Annotated in this window: 21 protein-coding genes; all 21 read left to right on the forward strand. The window is 69.9% G+C overall.

The window, feature by feature from the left end; all coding sequences use genetic code 11:
* Positions 1 to 76 precede the first annotated feature (76 nt).
* Entirely contained in the window at positions 77 to 1,366 is a 1,290-nt protein-coding gene (locus tag AB0G52_RS08600; protein WP_132888991.1) for a homoserine dehydrogenase, read from the forward strand.
* A gap of 6 nt (positions 1,367 to 1,372) precedes the next feature.
* On the forward strand, positions 1,373 to 2,431 hold the full coding sequence (gene thrC / locus AB0G52_RS08605) for a threonine synthase (protein ID WP_132888895.1): 1,059 nt from the start codon (positions 1,373 to 1,375) through the stop codon (positions 2,429 to 2,431).
* A gap of 338 nt (positions 2,432 to 2,769) precedes the next feature.
* Positions 2,770 to 3,699 (forward strand): homoserine kinase, encoded by a 930-nt coding sequence (gene thrB, locus AB0G52_RS08610; RefSeq protein WP_132888896.1) that lies wholly within the window; start codon positions 2,770 to 2,772, stop codon positions 3,697 to 3,699.
* 402 nt (positions 3,700 to 4,101) lie between these two features.
* Positions 4,102 to 6,147 carry a transcription termination factor Rho gene (gene rho, locus AB0G52_RS08615; protein WP_132888897.1) on the forward strand — a complete coding sequence of 682 codons (2,046 nt, stop codon included), beginning with the start codon at positions 4,102 to 4,104 and terminating at the stop codon, positions 6,145 to 6,147.
* 199 nt (positions 6,148 to 6,346) lie between these two features.
* Positions 6,347 to 8,125 carry a trypsin-like serine protease gene (locus AB0G52_RS08620; protein WP_361335026.1) on the forward strand — a complete coding sequence of 593 codons (1,779 nt, stop codon included), beginning with the start codon at positions 6,347 to 6,349 and terminating at the stop codon, positions 8,123 to 8,125.
* A gap of 218 nt (positions 8,126 to 8,343) precedes the next feature.
* A complete protein-coding gene (locus AB0G52_RS08625; RefSeq protein WP_361335029.1) occupies positions 8,344 to 9,480 on the forward strand; it encodes an LCP family protein in 1,137 nt (378 codons plus the stop codon).
* Positions 9,481 to 9,657: 177 nt separating this feature from the next.
* The gene (rpmE, locus tag AB0G52_RS08630) at positions 9,658 to 9,882 is read left to right on the forward strand and encodes a 50S ribosomal protein L31 (RefSeq protein WP_132888899.1); all 225 of its coding nucleotides are present in this window, start codon (positions 9,658 to 9,660) and stop codon (positions 9,880 to 9,882) included.
* Between the two features lie 114 nt (positions 9,883 to 9,996).
* Positions 9,997 to 11,073 (forward strand): peptide chain release factor 1, encoded by a 1,077-nt coding sequence (gene prfA, locus AB0G52_RS08635; protein WP_132888993.1) that lies wholly within the window; start codon positions 9,997 to 9,999, stop codon positions 11,071 to 11,073.
* Between the two features lie 92 nt (positions 11,074 to 11,165).
* Entirely contained in the window at positions 11,166 to 12,005 is an 840-nt protein-coding gene (gene prmC, locus AB0G52_RS08640; RefSeq protein ID WP_132888994.1) for a peptide chain release factor N(5)-glutamine methyltransferase, read from the forward strand.
* A gap of 79 nt (positions 12,006 to 12,084) precedes the next feature.
* Positions 12,085 to 12,732 carry an L-threonylcarbamoyladenylate synthase gene (locus AB0G52_RS08645; protein WP_132888900.1) on the forward strand — a complete coding sequence of 216 codons (648 nt, stop codon included), beginning with the start codon at positions 12,085 to 12,087 and terminating at the stop codon, positions 12,730 to 12,732.
* Positions 12,729 to 13,412, forward strand: a complete 684-nt coding sequence (locus tag AB0G52_RS08650) for a protein-tyrosine-phosphatase (RefSeq protein WP_132888901.1) — start codon at positions 12,729 to 12,731, stop codon at positions 13,410 to 13,412. Before AB0G52_RS08645 ends, AB0G52_RS08650 begins: the two co-directional genes overlap by 4 nt.
* Positions 13,413 to 13,504: 92 nt before the next feature.
* Positions 13,505 to 14,752 (forward strand): serine hydroxymethyltransferase, encoded by a 1,248-nt coding sequence (gene glyA / locus AB0G52_RS08655; protein WP_132888902.1) that lies wholly within the window; start codon positions 13,505 to 13,507, stop codon positions 14,750 to 14,752.
* A gap of 150 nt (positions 14,753 to 14,902) precedes the next feature.
* Positions 14,903 to 16,231, forward strand: coding sequence for an MraY family glycosyltransferase (locus tag AB0G52_RS08660; RefSeq protein ID WP_132888903.1), 1,329 nt, complete (start codon positions 14,903 to 14,905; stop codon positions 16,229 to 16,231).
* Positions 16,232 to 16,544: 313 nt separating this feature from the next.
* Complete coding sequence (locus AB0G52_RS08665; RefSeq protein WP_132888904.1) at positions 16,545 to 16,976, forward strand: hypothetical protein; 432 nt, start codon at positions 16,545 to 16,547, stop codon at positions 16,974 to 16,976.
* 210 nt (positions 16,977 to 17,186) lie between these two features.
* Positions 17,187 to 18,023 (forward strand): F0F1 ATP synthase subunit A, encoded by an 837-nt coding sequence (gene atpB / locus AB0G52_RS08670; RefSeq protein WP_132888905.1) that lies wholly within the window; start codon positions 17,187 to 17,189, stop codon positions 18,021 to 18,023.
* 75 nt (positions 18,024 to 18,098) lie between these two features.
* Complete coding sequence (atpE, locus tag AB0G52_RS08675; RefSeq protein WP_132888906.1) at positions 18,099 to 18,347, forward strand: ATP synthase F0 subunit C; 249 nt, start codon at positions 18,099 to 18,101, stop codon at positions 18,345 to 18,347.
* Positions 18,348 to 18,384: 37 nt separating this feature from the next.
* Positions 18,385 to 18,930, forward strand: coding sequence for a F0F1 ATP synthase subunit B (locus AB0G52_RS08680; protein ID WP_132888907.1), 546 nt, complete (start codon positions 18,385 to 18,387; stop codon positions 18,928 to 18,930).
* Entirely contained in the window at positions 18,927 to 19,748 is an 822-nt protein-coding gene (locus tag AB0G52_RS08685) for a F0F1 ATP synthase subunit delta (protein ID WP_132888908.1), read from the forward strand. Before AB0G52_RS08680 ends, AB0G52_RS08685 begins: the two co-directional genes overlap by 4 nt.
* 126 nt (positions 19,749 to 19,874) lie before the next feature.
* Complete coding sequence (gene atpA / locus AB0G52_RS08690; protein WP_132888909.1) at positions 19,875 to 21,464, forward strand: F0F1 ATP synthase subunit alpha; 1,590 nt, start codon at positions 19,875 to 19,877, stop codon at positions 21,462 to 21,464.
* A 21-nt stretch (positions 21,465 to 21,485) separates the two neighbouring features.
* Positions 21,486 to 22,406: a F0F1 ATP synthase subunit gamma gene (locus tag AB0G52_RS08695; protein ID WP_132888910.1), complete on the forward strand. Its 921-nt coding sequence runs from the start codon at positions 21,486 to 21,488 to the stop codon at positions 22,404 to 22,406.
* Positions 22,407 to 23,843, forward strand: coding sequence for a F0F1 ATP synthase subunit beta (gene atpD, locus AB0G52_RS08700; RefSeq protein ID WP_132888911.1), 1,437 nt, complete (start codon positions 22,407 to 22,409; stop codon positions 23,841 to 23,843).
* Positions 23,844 to 23,929 lie beyond the last annotated feature (86 nt).

Below are 23,929 nucleotides of genomic sequence, written 5' to 3' on the forward strand. Positions count from 1 at the left end.
GACCAAGGGTAGAAACCACCGTCCGGTGAGTGAGACTGGTCCAACCGTAGACGGTATGAGGAAACGAGGTCGGATGATGCGTACGCGTCCGCTGAAGGTGGCGCTGCTGGGCTGTGGGGTTGTCGGCTCAGAGGTGGCGCGCATCATGACGACGCACGCCGACGACCTCGCCGCGCGGATCGGCGCCCCGATCGAGCTGGCCGGTGTGGCGGTACGACGGCCCTCCAAGGTGCGTGAGGGCATCGACCCGGCGCTGGTCACCACCGACGCCACCGCCCTCGTCAAACGCGGCGACATCGACGTGGTCGTCGAGGTCATCGGCGGGATCGAGCCCGCCCGCACCCTCATCACCACCGCCTTCGAGCACGGCGCCTCCGTGGTCTCCGCCAACAAGGCGCTGCTCGCCCAGGACGGCGCCGCCCTGCACGCGGCCGCGGACCAGCACGGCCGGGACCTCTACTACGAGGCCGCGGTCGCCGGCGCCATCCCGCTGATCCGGCCGCTGCGCGAGTCGCTCGCCGGCGACAAGGTCAACCGGGTGCTCGGCATCGTGAACGGCACCACCAACTTCATCCTGGACAAGATGGACTCCACGGGCGCCGGCTACCAGGAGGCCCTCGACGAGGCCACCGCGCTCGGGTACGCGGAAGCCGACCCGACCGCCGACGTCGAGGGCTTCGACGCCGCCGCCAAGGCCGCCATCCTGGCCGGTATCGCATTCCACTCGCGGGTGCGCCTCGACGACGTCTACCGCGAGGGCATGACCGAGGTCACCGCCGCCGACTTCGCCTCCGCCAAGAACATGGGCTGCACCATCAAGCTGCTGGCCATCTGCGAGCGGGCCGGCGACGGCGGCTCGGTCACCGCCCGCGTGCACCCCGCGATGATCCCGCTGACCCATCCGCTCGCCTCCGTGCGCGGCGCGTACAACGCCGTCTTCGTCGAGTCCGACGCGAGCGGACAGCTGATGTTCTACGGTCCCGGCGCCGGCGGCGCCCCGACCGCCTCCGCGGTCCTCGGCGACCTGGTCGCCGTCTGCCGCAACCGGCTCAGCGGGGCAACGGGGCCCGGCGAGTCGTCGTACGCCGCCCTGCCCGTCTCCCCGATGGGCGATGTCGTCACGCGCTACCACATCAGCCTCGACGTCGCCGACAAACCGGGTGTTCTCGCCCAGGTTGCCACCGTGTTCGCCGAGCACGGGGTGTCCATCGATACGGTGCGGCAGACCGGCAAGGACGGCGAGGCCTCCCTCGTCGTCGTCACCCATCGGGCCTCCGACGCCTCCCTCTCCGGGACCGTCGAGGCGCTGCGCAAGCTCGACACCGTGCGGGGTGTCGCCAGCATCATGCGGGTTGAAGGAGAGTAACCAGCAATGACCCACCAGTGGCGCGGAATCATCGAGGAGTACCGGGACCGGCTGCCCGTCTCCGACACCACGCCGGTCGTGACGCTCCGTGAGGGCGGCACGCCCCTCGTGCCCGCGCAGGTGCTCTCCGAGCGCACGGGCTGCGAGGTCCACCTGAAGGTGGAGGGCGCGAACCCGACCGGGTCCTTCAAGGACCGCGGGATGACCATGGCCATCTCCAAGGCCAAGGAGGAGGGCGCGCAGGCCGTCATCTGCGCCTCCACCGGCAACACCTCCGCCTCCGCCGCCGCGTACGCCGTGCGCGCCGGCATGGTCTCGGCGGTGCTCGTGCCGCGGGGGAAGATCGCGCTCGGCAAGATGGGCCAGGCCCTCGTGCACGGCGCGAAGATCCTCCAGGTCGACGGCAACTTCGACGACTGCCTCACCCTCGCCCGCAACCTGAGCGAGAACTACCCGGTGGCGCTGGTCAATTCGGTCAACCCGGTACGCATCGAGGGGCAGAAGACGGCCGCCTTCGAGATCGTGGACATGCTCGGGGACGCCCCCGACATCCACGTCCTGCCGGTCGGCAACGCGGGCAACATCACCGCCTACTGGAAGGGCTACCGGGAGTACGCCGGTGACGGCGTCTCCTCGAAGACCCCCCGGATGTGGGGCTTCCAGGCCTCCGGCAGCGCCCCGATCGTGCGCGGCGAGATCGTCAAGGACCCCTCGACCATCGCCACCGCCATCCGGATCGGCAACCCCGCCTCGTGGCAGTTCGCGCTCGCCGCGCGGGACGAGTCCGAAGGCCTCATCGACGAGGTGACGGACCGTGAGATCCTGCGCGCCTACCGCCTGTTGGCCGCCCAGGAGGGTGTCTTCGTGGAGCCCGCCTCCGCCGCCTCCGTCGCCGGTCTGCTGAAGGCCGCCGAGCAGGGCAAGGTGGACCCGGGCCAGCGCATCGTCTGCACGGTCACCGGCAACGGCCTGAAGGACCCCGACTGGGCCGTCGCCGGCGCCCCGCAGCCGGTCACGGTGCCGGTCGACGCGGCCGCCGCGGCGGAGCGCCTGGGCCTCGCCTAGAAAACCGCTCAAGGGGTACTCGAGGAGTGCTTGAGAACCACGCGGCTCACCCGGCACACTCGACCGACCCCGGCCGGGCAACCGGTGAAGGGCCTGTGGCGTCCTGACGAGGGGACTCCCTACGAAGGGGGCACAGGGGGCTTACGACACGCATCGTGCGCCTCCTGTGCGCCCTATGTCGCCACAGAACCTTCCTTCGATAGGCTGTACCGAACCCGCCCGCTGCATATGCCTCCGCATATGGCGCGGTGCCGCGCCGTCTCCACGGCCCGAGGTTCCCCCACGTACCTATCGAATGTCATTCGACCATCACGCAGCTCAAGGAGAGTCATCGAGCGATGGCCGGTCCAGCGTTCCGCGCCGCCGCCGTCCGGGTGCGCACCCCCGCCACCAGCGCCAACATCGGCCCGGGCTTCGACGCCCTGGGTCTCGCACTGGGGCTCTACGACGACGTCGTCGTCCGGGTGGCCGACTCCGGGCTGCACATCGACATCGCGGGCGAGGGCAGCGAGACGCTGCCACGTGACGAGAGTCACCTCCTCGTACGCTCCCTGCGCACCGCCTTCGACCTGCTGGGCGGACAGCCCCGCGGCCTGGAGATCGTGTGCGCCAACCGCATCCCGCACGGCCGTGGCCTGGGCTCCTCCTCCGCCGCCATCTGCGCCGGCATCGTCGCCGCACGCGCGGTGACCATAGGCGGCGAGGCCAGGCTCGACGACGCCGCGCTCCTGGAGCTGGCCACCGAGATCGAGGGTCACCCCGACAACGTCGCGGCCTGCCTGCTCGGCGGTTTCACGCTCTCCTGGATGGAGTCCGGCGCCGCCCGGGCGATCAGGATGGAGCCCGCCGATTCCATCGTTCCGGTGGTTTTCGTGCCCGGAAAGCCGGTCCTCACGGAGACCGCGCGCGGACTGCTTCCGCGCTCCGTGCCGCACGTCGATGCGGCCGCCAACGCCGGCCGTGCCGCCCTGCTCGTCGAGGCCCTCACCCGGCGCCCCGAGCTGCTGCTGCCCGCCACCGAGGACCGGCTGCACCAGGAGTACCGCGCCCCCGCCATGCCGGAGAGCGCCGCCCTGGTGGAACGCCTGCGCGCCGACGGGGTCCCGGCCGTGATCTCGGGCGCCGGCCCCACCGTGATGGCCCTGGCGGACGCCGACAGCGCCGAGAAAGTGCAGGCCCTGGCGGGTCCGGAGTGGGCCGCCAACAGGCTCGACCTCGACGCGCGAGGGACGAGTGTGCTGCCGCTCGCGACCTCCAGCGACATCTGACCGTGTGCGATTGCCGGATTTGGAGAGGGGGAATGTTTGTTGGATCCGGTAGTGTTAACCTCAAGTCTGCACCCGACCCCACCATGGCGAGGTGCTTCACGTCCCCGTCCGGGACAGACATTCTTCCGGGAGTCTCCCAAGCCATTCAGCGTTCTGTATGACGTACCTGGGCAGTACGCCGTACGCGGACTCTGAGCAGGCCGCTGGGCACGCTCCGGAACAGGTGCGACCACGCCAGCGTGACACCGGGTGCCACGGCTGAGGAAGCGCCGTCACCAGAAATTCTCTCCGCCGCTTTGGCGGACCACCGCCCCGGCCGGTCCACAGCAAGGACCGAAGCCGGACAGCACAACCGGTCGCCGAGCCAGACAGGCCGACGTCCGCTCCAGGGAAGGACCCTTCGTGAGCGACACCACCGATCTGATGGGCGCACGTGTCGAGGAGACCGCTGCCGCGCCCGCCACGGACGCCTCCGCGCCTGCCTCCGGTGCCGGCTCCCGGCGGCGCCGCGGTACCGGCCTCGAGGGCATGGTGCTGGCCGAGCTTCAGCAGGTCGCATCCGGCCTCGGCATCAGGGGCACCGCGCGCATGCGCAAGAGCCAGCTGATCGAGGTCATCAAGGAGGCCCAGGCCGGCGGCGGTGCCCCCGCCAAGGCCGAGGCGGCCACCGAGACCAAGCCGAAGCGCCGGGCCACCTCCAAGGCCCGTACGGGCGACGACGCCGCGGAGAAGAAGGCGGCGCAGCCCGCCGAGGCTCCCGCCGAGAAGGCCGTGGCCCAGCAGCAGATCGAGATCCCGGGCCAGCCGGCCGGCTCCCGCGCGAGCGAGGCCGAGCGGGGCGGGGACGACGCCCCCACCGAGCGCCGTCGCCGGCGTGCCACCGCCGAGGCGGGCAGCCCGGCCGCGGGCGGCGCCGAGACGATCGTCGCCGAGGCGAAGACCGAGACCAGGGCCGAGACGCCCGCCCAGCAGGGCGAGGCCAAGGCCGACGCCGGTGACGGCGAGGGCCGTGGCCGCCGCGACCGCCGCGAGCGCGGCCGTGACCGCGACCGCCGCGGCAAGGGCGACGAGCAGCAGGGCGGCCAGAGCGGCCAGGGCGGTCGTCAGGACCGCCAGGACCGGCAGGACCGTCAGCAGCAGGGCCAGGGCCAGCAGCAGGGCGGCGGCCGTCAGGACCGCAACGTGGGCCCGCAGGACGACGACGACTTCGACGGCGGCCGCCGCGGCCGTCGCGGCCGCTACCGGGACCGTCGTGGGCGTCGTGGCCGTGACGAGATCGGCGGCGCCGAGCCGCAGCTGGCCGACGACGACGTCCTGATCCCGGTCGCGGGCATCCTGGACATCCTCGACAACTACGCGTTCATCCGGACCTCCGGCTACCTCCCGGGTCCGAACGACGTGTACGTCTCCCTCGCCCAGGTCCGCAAGAACGGCCTGCGCAAGGGCGACCACATCACCGGCGCGGTCCGCCAGCCGAAGGAGGGCGAGCGGCGCGAGAAGTTCAACGCGCTGGTCCGCCTCGACTCCGTCAACGGCATGGCGCCCGAACACGGCCGCGGCCGCCCGGAGTTCAACAAGCTGACCCCGCTCTACCCGCAGGACCGGCTCCGCCTGGAGACGGACCCCGGCGTGCTCACCACGCGGATCATCGACCTCGTGTCGCCGATCGGCAAGGGCCAGCGCGGTCTGATCGTGGCCCCGCCGAAGACCGGCAAGACCATGATCATGCAGGCGATCGCCAACGCGATCACCCACAACAACCCCGAGTGCCACCTGATGGTCGTCCTCGTCGACGAGCGTCCGGAAGAGGTCACCGACATGCAGCGGTCGGTGAAGGGCGAGGTCATCTCCTCGACCTTCGACCGCCCGGCCGAGGACCACACCACGGTCGCCGAGCTCGCCATCGAGCGCGCCAAGCGGCTGGTGGAGCTGGGCCACGACGTCGTCGTGCTGCTCGACTCGATCACGCGTCTGGGCCGTGCGTACAACCTCGCGGCGCCGGCGTCCGGCCGCATCCTGTCCGGTGGTGTCGACTCGACCGCCCTGTACCCGCCGAAGCGCTTCTTCGGTGCGGCCCGCAACATCGAGGACGGCGGATCCCTCACGATCCTCGCCACCGCCCTGGTGGACACCGGGTCCCGCATGGACGAGGTGATCTTCGAGGAGTTCAAGGGCACCGGCAACATGGAGCTCAAGCTCGACCGGAAGCTCGCCGACAAGCGCATCTTCCCGGCGGTGGACGTGGACGCGTCCGGCACCCGCAAGGAGGAGATCCTTCTCGGCAACGAGGAGCTGGCCGTCGTCTGGAAGCTGCGCCGGGTGCTGCACGCGCTCGACCAGCAGCAGGCGATCGAGCTGCTGCTCGACAAGATGAAGCAGACGAAGTCGAACGTCGAGTTCCTGATGCAGATCCAGAAGACGACGCCGACGCCCGGCAACGGAGACTGAAAGTCCCCGTAGATCTTCATAACCGGAAGCCGTCCCCCCTGGTGGGGACGGCTTCTGGCGTTTTCGCGACCGGTGTACGATCACGCCCTTCGGTCCCTTGACCGAATGTCGAACTCCATATCCCCAGGGGGGGACTCAGGTGGGTACACCCGCGTCCGGGACCGGCCGTCACAGACGCCGGATACGTTTCGCTCTGCCCGTGGCCGTGGCCGCGGCCTCCGTCGCCGCCGCCGTCACGGCCGCACTGATCTCGACCTCCGCCAGCGCGGCCACCCAGCCGGTGCCGACGGTCAAGCCGGCCGTCGGCGCGCCGTCGAAGGCCGCCCTGGAGCGGCGCGCCGCCGACGCGGTCGCCGCCGTCAACGGCGGGACGACGAGCACGAAGCCGTCGAGCAGCGGCTCCGCCGTCTCGCCGAGGATCATCGGTGGCGGTACGACCACCATCTCCTCGGCGCCGTGGATGGCACAGCTCTGGTACGACGACACCAGGGGCACCACCGACGACACCAGCGACGACATCGCCTTCTTCTGCGGCGGCTCGGTCATCTCGCCCACGAAGATCCTCACCGCCGCGCACTGCGTCAAGGGCTTCAAGTGGAGCACCACCAGGTCAGTGGTCATCACCGGCACCGCCGCGCTGCCCACCACCAACAGCGACGGCAGTGCCAATCTGCACGGCGGCACCGTCTCCGGCGTGCTGCGCCAGTGGAACCACCCGTCGTACACCGTGTCGTCCCACGGTGTCCCCAACAACGACGTCGCCGTGCTCACCCTGGCCGCCCCGGTCAAGGCGACGCCGATCCGGATGACGACCAGCACCGACACCGCGTCGTACACGGGCACCGCCGCCAAGACCGCCAAGGTCTACGGCTGGGGCCGCACCAGCTCCACCTCGGACGCCATCTCCCCGACGTTGAAGACGGCCACGCTGCCCATCCAGTCCGACACCGCCTGCACGGGCGGCTACGGCAGCGACTACGTCAAGGGCCACATGGTCTGCGCTGGCAAGGCCGCCACCGGTACCGACACGGGCACCACCACGGCCTGCAACGGCGACTCCGGCGGTCCGCTGGTCGTCGGCGGCCGGATCGTCGGCGTGGTCTCCTGGGGCGTCCAGAAGTGCGTCGCCAAGGGCGCCTACAGCGTCTTCTCCAAGGCCAGCACCTACGTCGGTGCCGCCTACGCGCAGATCGCCGACACCAACCTGAGCTGCACCGACGGCAAGGCCGACCTGTTCGCCCGCAGGTCGTCGACCAGGGTCGGCTACGAGCTGGACTCCAAGGGCACCTCGCTCGCCTCCCGCGTCTCGTGGGGCGACTGGAGCGGCGTCAACCTGATCCTCCAGGCCGACCTGAACCGGGACGGCTTCCAGGACCTCGTCTACCGGGTGTCGTCCACCGGCGACGTCTACTGGTACCACTTCGCTCTCAACAGCGCCCAGACCAGCGGCTCCTGGGTCACGACGAAGATCTTCACCAACTGGAAGACCCGCAGGGCCGTCGTGATCCCCGGTGACCTCACCGGCGACTACCTGCCCGACGTCCTCTCCGAGGACTCCGGCGGCGTCCTGTGGCTGTACCCGGGCAAGGGCAACGGCACCTTCGCCGCCCCCGTCCGCATCGGCGGCGGCTGGAGCCAGTACAACCAGCTGCGCGGCGTCGGCGACTTCAACGGCGACGGCAAGGCCGACCTGCTGGCCCGCCGGAGCAGCGGCGGCGACCTGTACCTGTACAAGGGCACCGGCACGTCCGGCACCGGCCTCTTCTCGGCCCGCGTGAAGGTCCGCGCCGGCTGGACCGGCTACAACACCCTCGCCGCGGTCGGCGACCTGACCGGCGACGGCAAGGCCGACCTGGTGGCCCGTACGACCGGCGGCACGCTGTACCTGTACCCGGGCACCGGCAAGGGGACGAGCGAGATCTTTGCCACAAGGAAGTCGCTCGGCACCGGTTTCCAGCAGTACGACATCTTCGGCTGAAACGCCTGGTGAGGCCGGTTCGCCCGGACTCGCCCCATGACACGGTGTGCCCATCGCGTGACGCGGTGGGCACACCGCGTCGTGCAACCCTGTCCCGAGTTTCGCCGTCTGACCCGGCGGAGCGACGATGGTCCGGTACGTGCCGATGTTCCCGGTACACCGGGCCTGACCCTGAAAGCAGGGGGTAACCGACCAGTCGTACGAGAACCGAGGAGCCCATGTCCGCCGAGAGCACGCCAGGGCCGCACATACCCGAGCCCCCCACGACGGCCGCCGGCCGCCGCGGCAGGGGCCGACGCCGCAAGCCGCCCGGCAGCGGCCGCAGGGCGCTGCGCGTCACGGCCTGGACGGCGGCGGGCGTCCTCGTCCTCGGCGGTACCGGCGTCGGCTACCTGTACCTCAAGCTCAACGGGAACCTCAGGACCGTCGACATCAACCAGATGCTCGGCTCCGACCGGCCCGCCAAGGTCGACAACGGCTCCGAGAACATCCTGGTCCTCGGCTCGGACACGCGTTCCGGCGCCAACCGGAAGCTAGGCGGCGGCGCCGACGACGGCAGCGCCCGCTCCGACACGGCGATGATCGTCCACGTCTACAAGGGGCACCGGCAGGCCAGCGTGGTGTCCGTCCCGCGGGACACCCTCATCGACCGCCCGTCCTGCACGGACGCGCAGGGCACCACGCACGACGCCGCGACCGGGGTGATGTTCAACTCCGCGTACTCCACCGGAGGCGCCACCTGCGCGGTCAAGACGGTCGAGAGCATGACCGGCATCCGCATGGACCACTACCTGGAGGTCGACTTCTCCGGGTTCCAGAAGCTCGTCGACGAACTCGGCGGGGTCACGCTGACCACGACCGAGGCCATCGACGATCCGCAGAGCCACCTCGACCTCAAGGCCGGCGAGCACACCCTCGACGGGCAGCAGGCGCTCGGCCTGGTGCGCACCCGGCACGGCGTCGGCGACGGCTCCGACCTGGGCCGCATCCAGCTCCAGCAGGCGTTCGTGAAGGCGCTGATCCACCAGGTCGAGCAGGTGGGGGTGTTCACCAGCCCCAAGAAGCTGTACGACCTGGCCGACACCGCGACGAAGACCGTCACCGCCGACTCCGACCTGGGCTCGGTGAACTCGCTGATCGACTTCGCGAACGGGCTGAAGTCCATCGGTGCGCAGAACATGCACATGGTGACGATGCCGGTCCGGTACGACCCCTCCGACCCGAACCGGGTGGTGGTCGCCGAGGCGAAGGCGAAGCAGGTGTGGGCCGCGCTGCGCGACGACGAGCCGATCCCCGCCTCCGCGACGAAGGGGACGGCGACGGGGCAGGCCGAGGGGGTCGTGACGTCGTCGTGAGGGGCGCTGCCGCAGACGCCCCTGAAAGCCCCCTGGGCGTGGCCCCTGGAATAAAGATCCAAGGGCCCCGGTTTTGGGAGATACGGCCAGCCCTGGCAGACTGGACCGTCGGCCCCGGTTCACGCCCCGCAGCCCGCGACGGCGACCCGGTGCCCTCCCGATATCTAGGAGAACCCCTTGAAGCGCGACATCCACCCCGAGTACGTCGAGACGCAGGTCAGCTGCACCTGTGGCGCGTCGTTCACCACCCGTAGCACGATCACCAGCGGCACCATCCGTGCCGAGGTCTGCTCCGAGTGCCACCCGTTCTACACGGGCAAGCAGAAGATCCTCGACACCGGTGGCCGTGTGGCCCGCTTCGAGGCCCGCTTCGGCAAGGCTGCCGCCGGCAACAAGAAGTAGCGAGCCCGACTTCGCCGGTCCACGGCACGCCCCCGTGAGGGGTGTGGCCGGGACCGGCGTTTTTGGTCGCCCGCCTTTCCTTCCCCCGTGCCGCAGCAGTATCAGGAGCCCAACATGTTCGAGGCCGTCGAGGAACTCGTCGTCGAGCACGCAGACCTGGAGAAGAAGCTCGCCGATCCGTCGGTCCACGCCGACCAGGCCAACGCGCGCAAGCTGAACAAGCGCTACGCCGAACTCACCCCGATCGTCGCCACGTACCGCTCCTGGAAGCAGACCGGCGACGACATCGAGACCGCGCGTGAACTGGCCGCCGACGACCCCGACTTCGCCGCCGAGGTCAAGGAGCTGGACAAGCAGCGCGAGGAGCTCACCGAGAAGCTGCGGCTGCTGCTGGTGCCCCGGGACCCGTCCGACGACAAGGACGTCATCCTGGAGATCAAGGCCGGCGCGGGCGGCGACGAGTCCGCGCTGTTCGCCGGCGACCTGCTGCGCATGTACCTGCGGTACGCCGAGCGCGTCGGCTGGAAGACCGAGATCATCGACGCCACCGAGTCCGAGCTGGGCGGGTACAAGGACGTCCAGGTCGCCGTGAAGACCAAGGGCGGCCAGGGCGCGACGGAGCCCGGGCAGGGCGTCTGGGCGCGGCTGAAGTACGAGGGCGGCGTGCACCGCGTGCAGCGGGTGCCGGCGACCGAGTCGCAGGGCCGGATCCACACCTCCGCGGCCGGTGTCCTGGTCACGCCGGAGGCGGAGGAGGTCGACGTCGAGATCAACCCCAACGACCTCCGCATCGACGTGTACCGGTCCTCCGGGCCGGGCGGGCAGTCCGTGAACACCACCGACTCCGCCGTGCGCATCACGCACCTGCCCACCGGGGTCGTCGCCTCCTGCCAGAACGAGAAGAGCCAGCTGCAGAACAAGGAGCAGGCCTTGCGTATCCTGCGCTCCAGGCTGCTCGCCGCGGCTCAGGAGGAGGCGGAGCGGGAAGCCGCCGACGCCCGCCGCAGCCAGGTCCGCACCGTCGACCGCTCCGAGAAGATCCGCACGTACAACTTCCCGGAGAACCGCATCTCGGACCACCGCGTCGGCTTCAAGGCGTACAACCTGGACCAGGTCCTGGACGGCGACCTCGACGCGGTCATCCAGGCCTGCGTCGACGCGGACTCGGCCGCCAAGCTCGCGGCCGCGTAAGGCACGTACGGCACGTACGGAACGTACGAGTTACGACACGGAGGACCAGCGTGCAGCAAGAATTTGGGGGGCGACCCCCAAGCCCCCGCAGTGTGCTGCTCGCCGAGGTGGCGCAGGCCGCCCAGCGGCTGGCCGACGCCGGCGTGCCCTCGCCGCGCAACGACGCGGAGGAGCTCGCCGCGTTCGTGCACGGCGTGAAGCGGGGCGCGCTGCACACCGTCAAGGACGCGGACTTCGACGCCCGCTACTGGGAGGTCATCGCCCGCCGGGAGCAGCGCGAGCCGCTCCAGCACATCACCGGGCGGGCGTACTTCCGCTATCTCGAACTCCAGGTGGGTCCCGGGGTGTTCGTGCCGCGCCCGGAGACCGAGTCGGTGGTCGGGTGGGCCATAGACGCCGTGCGGGCCATGGACGTCGTCGAGCCCCGCATCGTCGACCTGTGCACCGGTTCCGGTGCCATCGCGCTCGCCCTCGCCCAGGAGGTCCCGCGCTCGCGCGTGCACGCCGTGGAGCTGTCCGAGGAGGCGCTCCAGTGGACCCGCAAGAACGTGGCGGGCTCCCGGGTGGACCTGCGCCAGGGAGACGCCCTGGACGCCTTCCACGACCTCGACGGCCATGTCGACCTGGTCATCTCCAACCCCCCGTACATCCCGCTCACCGAGTGGGAGTACGTCGCCCCCGAGGCCCGCGACTACGACCCCGAACTCGCGCTGTTCTCCGGCGAGGACGGCCTCGACCTGATCCGGGGCATCGAACGCACCGCGCACCGGCTGCTGCGCCCCGGAGGTGTCGTCGTCATCGAGCACGCCGACACCCAGGGCGGCCAGGTGCCGTGGATCTTCACCGAGGAGCGGGGCTGGGCCGACGCGGCCGACCACCCGGACCTCAACAACCGTCCCCGCTTCGCGACCGCCCGCAAGGCGCTGCCGTGAGCACCCCGTATGCGGCGCGTATCCCGCAGGCAGTGTTTTCCGAAGTCCAGAGTTACGTGTACGAGGAGGCCCGCTAGACATGGCACGGCGATACGACACCAACGACGCGACCGACCGCGTGACGGGTCTGCGCGAGGCCGCGTCCGCCGTCCGCCGGGGGGAACTGGTGGTGCTGCCGACCGACACGGTGTACGGCATCGGCGCCGACGCGTTCTCCTCGGAGGCGGTCGCCGACCTCCTCGACGCCAAGGGCCGGGGCCGCAACATGCCCACCCCGGTGCTGATCGGCTCCCCGAACACCCTGCACGGGCTCGTCACGGACTTCTCCGAGCTGGCCTGGGAGCTGGTCGACGCGTTCTGGCCGGGCGCGCTCACCCTGGTCGCCAGGCACCAGCCGTCCCTGCAGTGGGACCTGGGCGACACCCGCGGCACGGTCGCCGTGCGCATGCCCCTGCACCCGGTCGCCATCGAACTGCTCACCGAGGTCGGCCCGATGGCCGTGTCCTCCGCCAACCTCACCGGCCACCCCTCGCCGGAGACCTGTGACGCCGCGCAGGACATGCTCGGCGACTCCGTCTCCGTCTACCTCGACGGCGGACCGACCCCGGGCAACGTGCCGTCCTCGATCGTCGACGTCACCCGTGAGGTTCCGCTGCTGCTGCGCGCGGGCGCGATCTCGGCGGAGGAGCTGCGCAAGGTCGTACCCGACCTCGAGGTGGCGAATTGACAGCCCCTGACGCGGGGCGTGGCATAGGCAACGGGGAGCGCGCGGCGGAGATCACGACGACGTTCGTGGGGCTGCCGCGCGACAGCTTCCGCATCCTCCACGTCAGCACCGGCAACGTGTGCCGCTCGCCGATCACCGAGCGGCTGAACCGCCACCTCGTGACCGACCGGCTCGGCACGTTCCTGGGCGGCGGGCTGATCGTGGAGAGCGCGGGCACCTGGGGCCACGAGGGCGCCCCCATGGAGGCGAACGCGGAGGCCGTGCTCGCCGACTTCGGCGCGGACGCCTCCGGGTTCGTGGGCCGCGAGCTGCTCGACGAGCACGTCATCCGGGCCGACCTGGTGCTGACGGCGACCCGCGACCACCGCGCCCAGGTCATCTCCATGGGCCACTCCGCGGGCCTGCGCACGTTCACCCTGAAGGAGTTCACCCGGCTGGTCCGCGCGATCGACCCGGCGACGCTGCCGCCGCTCACCGACGGCGTGGTCGTCCGTGCCCGCGCGCTGGTCCGCGCGGCCGCCGCGCTGCGCGGCTGGCTGCTGGCCCCGACCGCGGAGGCGGACGAGGTCCACGACCCGTACGGTGCCCCGCTGCCGTTCTTCCAGTCCATCGGCGACGAGATACACGAGGCGCTGGACCCGGTGGTGACGGCGCTGACAGGTGTTCCGGCGCGGATGTAGCGACCCTCCGCATCCGTACGCACAAACCGCGCGTCCGTCGCATACCGGGCCTACATTGGACCTACGTCACCGCCGACCGTCCGGAGCCCGTCATGTCGGTCACCCCTGCCCTCGACGAGGGCGATCTGCTGCTGCGGCGCCAGGACCCGGAGCTGGCCGAGCTCCTGCTGGGGGAGCTGGCCCGGCAGTCGACGTCGTTGCAGCTGATCGCCGCCGAGAACTTCAGTTCCCCGGCCGTGCTGGCGGCGCTCGGCTCGCCGCTCGCCAACAAGTACGCCGAGGGGTATCCGGGCGCCCGGCACCACGGCGGCTGCGAGATCGTCGACGTCGCCGAGCGGCTCGCCGTCGACCGTGCCAAGGCCCTGTTCGGCGCCGCCCACGCCAACGTGCAGTCGCATTCGGGCTCCTCCGCCGTGCTGGCGGCCTACGCCGCGCTGCTGCGCCCCGGTGACACCGTGCTCGCCCTCGGGCTGCCCTACGGCGGCCACCTCACGCACGGGTCGCCGGCCAACTTCTCCGGCCGCTGGTTCGACTTCATCGGGTACGGGGTGGACGCGGAGAGCGGGCTCGTCGACCACGACCAGGTGCGGGCGCTGGCCCGGTCGCACCGGCCCAAGGCGATCGTGTGCGGGTCCATCGCCTACCCCCGCCACCTCGACTACGCCCTCTTCCGCGAGATCGCCGACGAGGTCGGCGCGTACCTGATCGCCGACGCCGCCCACCCGATCGGGCTCGTCGCCGGGGGAGCGGCGCCGAACCCGGTGCCGTACGCCGACGTGGTGTGCGCGACCACACACAAGGTGCTGCGCGGGCCGCGCGGCGGGATGCTGCTGTGCCAGGCGCCCGAGCTGGCCGAGCGCCTGGACCGGGCGGTGTTCCCGTTCACCCAGGGCGGCGCGCAGATGCACAGCGTCGCCGCCAAGGCGGTCGCGTTCGGGGAGGCGGCGACACCGGCGTTCAGCGCGTACGCCCATCAGGTGGTCGCCAACGCGAAGGTGCTCGCGGCCGGTCTCGCCGAGCGGGGGCTCGCGGTCACGACCGGCGGCACCGACACCCATCTGATCACCGCCGACCCGGCCCCCCTCGGGGTGGAGGGGCGCGTCGCCCGGGGCCGGCTCGCCGCCGCCGGGATCGTCCTCGACTGCTGTGCTCTTCCGCACGGCGACGCACGCGGGCTGCGGCTGGGCACGGCGGCCGTGACCACGCAGGGCATGGGGGAGCCGGAGATGACCCGGATCGCGGACCTGCTGGCGGCCGTGGTGGGCGGGACGCAGGAGGTGGGGAGGGTGCGTGACGAGGTGCGGGAGCTCACGGGTAGATTTCCGCCCTATCCCCGGTGAGACGGGGTAGGCGCAGCGTCGTAGGCACTGTTGTGCGCCCGGTTCACAGCCGCCCGTGCAACCATCGTCGCTACCCGGAAGTCCCCACACATATGCGTCCCTCGCTAGGGTGTGGGGCTGTGATGGCCAGCGAGACATGTGGGGAAGCCCGTGCGTGAATACCTGCTGACGCTCTGCATCACGGCCGCGGTGACGTACCTGCTGACAGGGCCGGTACGGAAGTTCGCGATCGTGGCCGGGGCGATGCCGGAGATCAGGGCCCGTGACGTGCACCGGGAACCCACTCCGCGGCTCGGCGGTATCGCCATGTTCTTCGGGCTGTGCGCGGGTCTGCTGGTCGCCGACCACATGACCAACCTCAACGAGGTCTTCGAGAAGTCCAACGAGCCGCGCGCGCTGCTCTCCGGGGCGGCGCTGATCTGGCTGATCGGTGTGCTCGACGACAAGTTCGAGATCGACGCCCTGATCAAGCTGGGCGGTCAGATGATCGCCGCGGGCGTCATGGTCATGCAGGGCCTGACGATCCTGTGGCTGCCCATCCCGGGTGTCGGCACGGTGGCGCTGACCCCCTGGCAGGGCACCCTGCTGACGGTGGCGCTGGTGGTGATCACCATCAACGCGGTGAACTTCGTGGACGGCCTGGACGGCCTGGCCTCCGGCATGGTGTGCATCGCCGCCGCGGCGTTCTTCATGTACGCCTACCGGATCTGGTACTCGTACGGCATCGAGGCCGCCGCCCCGGCCACGCTGTTCTCGGCGATCCTGATGGGTATGTGCCTGGGCTTCCTGCCGCACAACATGCACCCCGCGCGGATCTTCATGGGCGACTCCGGCTCGATGCTGATCGGCCTGGTGCTGGCCGCGGGCGCGATCTCGGTCACGGGCCAGGTGGACCCGGACGTGATGAACCTGTTCGCCGGGTCCGAGCGCAACGCGGTGCACCAGATGGTGCCCGTCTACATCCCGCTGCTGCTGCCGCTGACGATCATCGCGGTGCCGGCCGCCGACCTGGTGCTCGCGATCGTGCGGCGCACCTGGCGCGGCCAGTCGCCGTTCGCGGCGGACCGCGGCCACCTGCACCACCGGCTGCTGGAAGTCGGCCACTCGCACAGCAGGGCCGTGCTGATCATGTACTTCTGGGCGGCCCTGATCGCCTTCGGGGCGCTGGCCTACTCCGTGAACTCCGCGTCCATGTGGATCGTGCTCGGCGTGGTCTTCTTCAGCGCGGTCGGCCTGGCGCTGCTCCTGCTGCCGCGCTTCACCCCGCGGGCCCCGATGTGGGCACAGGCCTTCGTGCCGCCGCGTTACCGGCGCCGCAGGGCCGCCCTGGCGGCCCAGGCGGCCCAGGCGCCCGCCGCCGCAACTCCGCAGCCGGCGGCTGTAGTTGCGGCTCCGGAGCGCGGTCAGGTCAACGGCGCGACGGCCATCGGAGCCCGCTCCCGCGTGCTGGACCGGCGCACCTCGGGAAGCTCGCGCTGACCCTCGCCAAGGTAAGAATCTGACTAGAGCATTGCCAACTCGTGGGGGAGTAAACACCCCCAATACCAGACAGAACGGCCCGGTTTTCGCTCAGACGGGCAGGTTCACTCTCATGTGTGACACCAAGCACACCGAACAGGTAAAGACCTCATCAAATAGTTTGTGATACGGTTCACGAGAACCCCGGAGAGAGCCGACGGACGCAACCGCGTTGGTCCATTGGCGTGAGGCAGGCGTGAGGTTTTCGCCCCTCCGACCGGGACTACGCTCGTCCATGACGACACCTGCCCCCTGTGAAAGCGGAGTTGCCGCCATGCCGTCCAATGACGCCCGGATCCTGGCCCAGGCCGCCGTACCCACGGCCGCCGTCGGCGTGCTCGCCGCCGTCGTCGGCGGTGTGGTCGCGGGCGGAAAGGGAGCGATCGGGGCGCTCGTCGGGACGGTGATCGTGATCCTCTTCATGGGGATCGGTCTCTATGTCCTGCAGCGCACGGCCAGGTCCATGCCGCAGCTCTTCCAGATGATGGGCCTGATGCTCTACGCGGCCCAGCTCCTGCTGCTGGTCGTCTTCATGGCCGTGTTCAAGAACACGACGCTGTTCAACCCCCGGGCCTTCGCCCTCACTCTCGTGGTCGCCACCCTCACGTGGATCGCCGCGCAGACCCGCGCCCACATGAAGGCCAAGATCCTCTACGTCGAACCGGACGAGGCCGGCAAGGCCGAGAAGACCGGGCATCCGTCGTGAGGGGTAGGGCCGGGATAAAGGCGTACGAGAGATCCTGCTATCGTCCGGTGCCAACTGCGGCATCGCGGGCGCGGGCATCTGAGCTGACGCCTGCTCAATCGCGAGGCGAGATGCCCCTCAGCCGCCCCCACATCCGTAACACCAGTCCCGTGCCGAACCGCGGCCCTGCGCCGCGCCGACACAACGAGGTTGCCGTACCCATGCGCCACGATGAAGGAGCCCGCGGTGAGTGCTGACCCGACGCAGACGCTCGCTTTCGACACGAGCTGCCACCTGTTCGACGGGTGTGGCTTCCCGGCTCCGGGCCTGCACTCGTTCCTGTTCAAGCCGCTCTTCGGCGACGCGGACAGCAGCGTGTACTTCAACAAGACGATGCTGCTGGCGCTGCTCGGGTCGATCATCATCGTGGGCTTCTTCTGGGCCGCGTTCGCGCGTCCGAAGGTCGTCCCGGGCAAGCTCCAGATGATCGCCGAGACCGGCTACGACTTCGTCCGTCGCGGTGTCGTCTACGAGACCATCGGCAAGAAGGAAGGCGAGAAGTACGTCCCGTTCGTCGTCTCGCTGTTCTTCTTCATCTGGATGATGAACCTGTGGTCGATCATCCCGATCGCCCAGTTCCCGGTCACCGCGATCATCTCGTACCCCGCGGTGCTGGCCGCCCTCGTGTACATCACGTGGGTCGTGCTCACCTTCAAGCGCCAGGGTTTCGTCGGCTTCTTCAAGAACGTCACCGGCTACGACAAGACGCTCGGCCCGGTGCTCCCGCTGTCGATGACGATCGAGTTCTTCTCGAACCTGATCGTCCGGCCGTTCACCCACGCCGTACGACTCTTCGCGAACATGTTCGCCGGTCACACCCTGCTGCTGCTCTTCACGATCGCCAGCTGGTACATGCTGAACGGCATCGGCATCGCCTACTCCGGTGTCTCGTTCGTCATGGTCCTCGTGATGACCGCCTTCGAGCTCTTCATCCAGGCTGTCCAGGCGTACGTCTTCGTACTGCTGACCTGCAGCTACATCCAGGGCGCGCTCGCCGAGCACCACTGAGCGCCAACCCGACCACCCACCCAGGCATCCGGTGGCCAACCCCCACCGGTCATTGAAAGAGAAGGAAGAACCGGCATGTCCGCTCTCGAAACCATTGCCGCCGGCGTCCAGATCAAGGGCAACCTCGGTTCCATCGGTTACGGCCTCGCGGCGATCGGCCCGGGCGTCGGTATCGGCATCATCTTCGGCAACGGCACGCAGGCGCTCGCCCGTCAGCCCGAGGCCGCCGGCCTCATCCGCGCCAACCAGATCCTCGGCTTCGCCTTCTGTGAGGCGCTCGCCCTGATCGGTCTGGTCATGCCGTTCGTCTACCCGGCCTCCTGACCCGACCGTCGCGCACTTTTAGACGAAAGGCACTGATATGAGCCCCCTGGTTCAGCTGGCGGCGGAGGAGGCCGAAAACCCCCTCATCCCGCCGATCCCAGAGCTCGTCATCGGCCTCATCGCCTTCGTCATCGTCTTCGGCTTCCTCGCCAAGAAGCTCCTTCCGAACATCAACAAGGTTCTGGAGCAGCGCCGCGAGGCGATCGAGGGCGGTATCGAGAAGGCCGAGGCCGCGCAGACCGAGGCCCAGAGCGTCCTTGAGCAGTACAAGGCGCAGCTGGCCGAGGCCCGCCACGAGGCCGCGCGCCTGCGCCAGGAGGCTCAGGAGCAGGGCGCCGCGCTCATCGCCGAGATGCGCGCCGAGGGCCAGCGGCAGCGTGAGGAGATCGTCGCCGCCGGGCACGCCCAGATCGAGGCCGACCGCAAGTCGGCCGCGCAGGCCCTGCGCCAGGACGTCGGCCAGCTGGCCACCGACCTGGCCGGCAAGCTCGTCGGCGAGTCCCTCCAGGACCACGCCCGGCAGAGCCGCGTCATCGACCGCTTCCTCGACGAGCTCGAGGAGAAGGCCGAGGCGGCTCGATGACAGCGCACGGAGCGAGCCGCGAGGCCCTGGCAGCCGGACGCGAGCGTCTCGACGCGCTGACGGACTCCGTGTCCGTGGACGCGACGCGGCTCGCCGACGAGCTGGCGGCCGTCACCGCGCTGCTCGACCGCGAGGCGGGCCTGCGTCGGGTCCTCACCGACCCGGCGCAGTCCGGCGAGGCCAAGGCCGAGCTGGTCCGCCGCCTGGTCGGCGGGCAGGTCTCCGGGACCACCGCCGACGTGGTGGCCGGTCTGGTCCGCTCCCGCTGGTCGCAGCCCCGCGACCTGGTGGACGCGCTGGAGGAGCTGGCGGACGTCGCCGACCTCACCGCCGCGCAGAAGTCGGGCACGCTGGACGACGTGGAGGACGAGCTGTTCCGGTTCGGCCGGATCGTCTCCTCCAGCACCGAGCTGCGCGCCGCGCTCACCGACCGCAAGGCGACCGGCGCCGCCAAGATCGAGCTGCTGCACCGGCTGCTCGGCGGCCGGGCCAAGCCCGCCACCGAGCGTCTGGTCACGCGCCTTGTGACCGCGCCGCGGGGACGTAGCCTGGAAGCGGGCCTGGAGGCCCTGTCCAAGCTCGCCGCGGAGCGCCGCAACCGCGTCGTCGCCGTCGTCACCTCGGCGGTCCCGCTGAGCGAGCCGCAGAAGCAGCGCCTGGGCGCCGCCCTCGCGAAGCTCTACGGCCGCACGATGCACCTGAACCTCGACGTCGACCCCGACGTCGTCGGCGGGATCCGGGTGCAGGTGGGTGACGAGGTCATCAACGGTTCGATCGCGGACCGGCTCGAGGACGCGGCCCGCCGCATGGCGAGCTAGCACCCAACTCAAGAGTCAGTACGTACTTACGGCCCTGGTTGGGCCGGTGTGCAGAAGAATCCTGGGGGTCGCCCCCAGACCCCCCAAGTGAAACTTCGGGCCCAACAAGGAGAGCAGGGAACCCAGATGGCGGAGCTCACGATCCGGCCGGAGGAGATCCGGGACGCGCTGGAGAACTTCGTCCAGTCGTACCAGCCGGACGCGGCCTCGCGCGAGGAGGTCGGTACGGTCACCCTTGCCGGCGACGGCATCGCGAAGGTCGAGGGTCTTCCCTCGGCCATGGCCAACGAACTGCTGAAGTTCGAGGACGGCACCCTCGGCCTCGCGCTGAACCTGGAAGAGCGCGAGATCGGCGCCATCGTCCTCGGTGAGTTCAGCGGCATCGAGGAGGGTCAGCCGGTGCAGCGCACCGGTGAGGTCCTCTCCGTCGCGGTCGGCGAGGGCTACCTCGGCCGCGTCGTCGACCCGCTCGGCAACCCGATCGACGGCCTCGGCGAGATCGAGACGTCCGGCCGCCGTGCCCTGGAGCTGCAGGCTCCCGGCGTCATGGCCCGTAAGTCGGTGCACGAGCCGATGGAGACCGGCTACAAGGCCGTCGACGCCATGACCCCGGTCGGCCGCGGCCAGCGTCAGCTGATCATCGGCGACCGCCAGACCGGCAAGACCGCCCTGGCCGTCGACACCATCATCAACCAGCGCGACAACTGGCGCTCGGGCGACCCGAAGAAGCAGGTCCGCTGCGTCTACGTCGCCATCGGCCAGAAGGGCTCGACCATCGCCTCCGTGCGTGGCGCCCTCGAAGAGGCCGGCGCGCTGGAGTACACGACCATCGTCGCCGCCCCGGCGTCCGACCCGGCCGGCTTCAAGTACCTGGCGCCGTACACCGGCTCGGCCATCGGCCAGCACTGGATGTACGACGGCAAGCACGTCCTGATCATCTTCGACGACCTGTCGAAGCAGGCCGACGCCTACCGCGCCGTGTCGCTGCTGCTGCGCCGCCCGCCGGGCCGCGAGGCGTACCCGGGTGACGTCTTCTACCTGCACTCCCGTCTCCTGGAGCGCTGCGCCAAGCTCTCCGACGACATGGGTGCCGGCTCGATGACCGGTCTGCCGATCGTCGAGACCAAGGCCAACGACGTCTCGGCGTTCATCCCGACCAACGTCATCTCCATCACCGACGGCCAGTGCTTCCTGGAGTCGGACCTGTTCAACGCCGGTCAGCGCCCCGCGCTGAACGTCGGTATCTCCGTCTCCCGAGTCGGCGGTTCCGCGCAGCACAAGGCGATGAAGCAGGTCTCCGGCCGACTGCGTCTGGACCTGGCCCAGTACCGCGAGCTGGAGGCGTTCGCCGCCTTCGGTTCCGACCTGGACGCCGCGTCGAAGTCGCAGCTGGAGCGTGGTCAGCGTCTGGTCGAGCTGCTCAAGCAGGCTCAGTACCAGCCGATGCCGACCGAGGACCAGGTCGTCTCCGTGTGGGCCGGTACCACCGGCAAGATGGACGACGTCCCGGTCGCCGACATCCGCCGCTTCGAGAAGGAGCTGCTGGAGTACCTGCACCGCAAGGAGCAGGGCCTCATGACCTCCATCAAGGAGGGCGGCAAGATGTCGGACGACACCCTCACCGCTGTCGCCGACGCGATCGCCGAGTTCAAGAAGCAGTTCGAGACCTCGGACGGCAAGCTTCTCGGCGAGGACGCCCCGGCCGCGGCCAAGTGACGTAAGGAAGGGACCTGACTCATGGGAGCCCAGCTCCGGGTCTACAAGCGTCGCATCCGATCCGTCACCGCGACCAAGAAGATCACCAAGGCGATGGAGATGATCGCCGCCTCGCGTGTCGTCAAGGCGCAGCGCAAGGTGCGGGCCTCCGCGCCGTACGCGACCGAGCTCACCCGCGCGGTCACGGCGGTCGGTACCGGGTCGAACACCAAGCACCCGCTGACGACCGAGGCGGAGACGCCGACGCGTTCCGCGGTGCTGCTCCTGACGAGCGACCGCGGTCTCGCAGGCGCCTTCAACTCCAACGCGATCAAGGCCGCCGAGCAGCTGACGGCGCGCCTCGAGGCCGAGGGCAAGGAGGTCGACACCTACATCGTCGGCCGCCGCGGTCTGGCCCACTACAACTTCCGCGAGCGCAAGGTCGTGGAGTCGTGGTCGGGCTTCACCGACGAGCCCTCGTACGCGGACGCCAAGAAGGTCGCGGCGCCGCTGATCGAGGCCATCGAGACGGAGACGGCGGACGGCGGGGTGGACGAACTCCACATCGTCTACACCGAGTTCGTGTCGATGATGACGCAGACGGCGCTCGACGCCCGGCTGCTGCCGCTGCGCCTCGAAGAGGTCGCGGAGGAGGGCGCCGCCAAGGGCGACGAGATCCTCCCGCTGTACGACTTCGAGCCCTCGGCGGAGGACGTCCTCGACGCCCTGCTGCCGCGCTACGTGGAGAGCCGCATCTACAACGCGCTGCTCCAGTCGGCGGCTTCGAAGCACGCCGCCACGCGGCGCGCGATGAAGTCGGCCACCGACAACGCGGGCGAGCTGATCAACACGCTCTCCCGTCTTGCCAACGCGGCCCGCCAGGCCGAAATCACCCAGGAAATCAGCGAGATCGTCGGAGGCGCCAGCGCCCTGGCCGACGCGACCGCGGGGAGTGACCGATAAATGACCACCACTGTTGAGACCGCGACGGCCACGGGCCGCGTCGCCCGGGTCATCGGCCCGGTCGTCGACGTGGAGTTCCCCGTCGACGCGATGCCGGACATCTACAACGCCCTTCACGTCGAGGTGGCCGACCCGGCCAACGCCGGCGAGAAGAAGACGCTGACCCTGGAGGTCGCCCAGCACCTGGGTGACGGCCTGGTCCGCACCATCTCGATGCAGCCCACCGACGGCCTGGTCCGCCAGGCCCCGGTCACCGACACCGGCGACGGCATCACCGTCCCGGTCGGCGACTTCACCAAGGGCAAGGTGTTCAACACCCTCGGTGAGGTGCTGAACGTCGACGAGCAGTACACGGGCGAGCGCTGGTCCATCCACCGCAAGGCCCCGAACTTCGACGAGCTCGAGTCGAAGACCGAGATGTTCGAGACCGGCGTCAAGGTCATCGACCTGCTCACCCCGTACGTCAAGGGTGGCAAGATCGGTCTGTTCGGCGGTGCCGGCGTCGGCAAGACGGTGCTCATCCAGGAGATGATCTACCGCGTCGCCAACAACCACGACGGTGTCTCCGTGTTCGCCGGTGTCGGCGAGCGCACCCGTGAGGGCAACGACCTCATCGAGGAGATGGCCGACTCGGGCGTCATCGACAAGACCGCCCTGGTCTTCGGCCAGATGGACGAGCCCCCGGGCACCCGTCTGCGCGTCGCGCTGGCCGGCCTCACCATGGCCGAGTACTTCCGTGACGTCCAGAAGCAGGACGTGCTGTTCTTCATCGACAACATCTTCCGCTTCACGCAGGCCGGTTCCGAGGTCTCGACGCTGCTCGGCCGGATGCCCTCCGCGGTGGGCTACCAGCCGAACCTGGCCGACGAGATGGGTCTCCTCCAGGAGCGCATCACCTCGACCCGTGGTCACTCGATCACCTCGATGCAGGCGATCTACGTCCCCGCGGACGACCTGACCGACCCGGCCCCGGCCACCACCTTCGCCCACCTCGACGCGACGACGGTGCTCTCCCGTCCGATCTCGGAGAAGGGCATCTACCCGGCCGTGGACCCGCTGGACTCCACGTCCCGGATCCTGGACCCGCGGTACATCGCGGCGGACCACTACGCCTGCGCCATGCGGGTGAAGACGGTCCTCCAGAAGTACAAGGACCTCCAGGACATCATCGCGATCCTCGGTATCGACGAGCTGGGCGAGGAGGACAAGCTCACCGTCCACCGCGCCCGTCGCGTGGAGCGCTTCCTGTCCCAGAACACCCACGTCGCCAAGCAGTTCACCGGCGTCGACGGGTCGGACGTCCCGCTGGACGAGTCGATCGCCGCGTTCAACGCGATCATCGACGGCGAGTACGACCACTTCCCGGAGCAGGCGTTCTTCCTGTGCGGTGGCATCGAGGACCTCAAGGCCAACGCCAAGGAGCTGGGCGTCTCCTGAGCCCCGTGCTCGGACGGAGGGGGCGGGCGCGTCCCGCCCCCTCTCTCACGCCCCTTAGAATTGACCCCAACACCCGGCACCCCCTG

Origin of the sequence: Streptomyces sp. NPDC021562 (assembly GCF_040640875.1) — a bacterium.
Classification (GTDB): domain Bacteria; phylum Actinomycetota; class Actinomycetes; order Streptomycetales; family Streptomycetaceae; genus Streptomyces.

Coding starts and splice junctions, on each gene's coding strand:
- AB0G52_RS08695 (WP_132888910.1), top strand. CDS start 21,486: ATGGGAGCCCAGCTCCGGGTCTACAAGCGTCGCATCCGATCCGTCACC.
- thrC (WP_132888895.1), top strand. CDS start 1,373: ATGACCCACCAGTGGCGCGGAATCATCGAGGAGTACCGGGACCGGCTG.
- AB0G52_RS08665 (WP_132888904.1), top strand. CDS start 16,545: ATGCCGTCCAATGACGCCCGGATCCTGGCCCAGGCCGCCGTACCCACG.
- atpA (WP_132888909.1), top strand. CDS start 19,875: ATGGCGGAGCTCACGATCCGGCCGGAGGAGATCCGGGACGCGCTGGAG.
- atpE (WP_132888906.1), top strand. CDS start 18,099: ATGTCCGCTCTCGAAACCATTGCCGCCGGCGTCCAGATCAAGGGCAAC.
- thrB (WP_132888896.1), top strand. CDS start 2,770: ATGGCCGGTCCAGCGTTCCGCGCCGCCGCCGTCCGGGTGCGCACCCCC.
- AB0G52_RS08680 (WP_132888907.1), top strand. CDS start 18,385: ATGAGCCCCCTGGTTCAGCTGGCGGCGGAGGAGGCCGAAAACCCCCTC.
- prfA (WP_132888993.1), top strand. CDS start 9,997: ATGTTCGAGGCCGTCGAGGAACTCGTCGTCGAGCACGCAGACCTGGAG.
- AB0G52_RS08645 (WP_132888900.1), top strand. CDS start 12,085: ATGGCACGGCGATACGACACCAACGACGCGACCGACCGCGTGACGGGT.
- atpB (WP_132888905.1), top strand. CDS start 17,187: ATGAAGGAGCCCGCGGTGAGTGCTGACCCGACGCAGACGCTCGCTTTC.
- AB0G52_RS08625 (WP_361335029.1), top strand. CDS start 8,344: ATGTCCGCCGAGAGCACGCCAGGGCCGCACATACCCGAGCCCCCCACG.
- glyA (WP_132888902.1), top strand. CDS start 13,505: ATGTCGGTCACCCCTGCCCTCGACGAGGGCGATCTGCTGCTGCGGCGC.
- AB0G52_RS08685 (WP_132888908.1), top strand. CDS start 18,927: ATGACAGCGCACGGAGCGAGCCGCGAGGCCCTGGCAGCCGGACGCGAG.
- AB0G52_RS08600 (WP_132888991.1), top strand. CDS start 77: ATGCGTACGCGTCCGCTGAAGGTGGCGCTGCTGGGCTGTGGGGTTGTC.
- atpD (WP_132888911.1), top strand. CDS start 22,407: ATGACCACCACTGTTGAGACCGCGACGGCCACGGGCCGCGTCGCCCGG.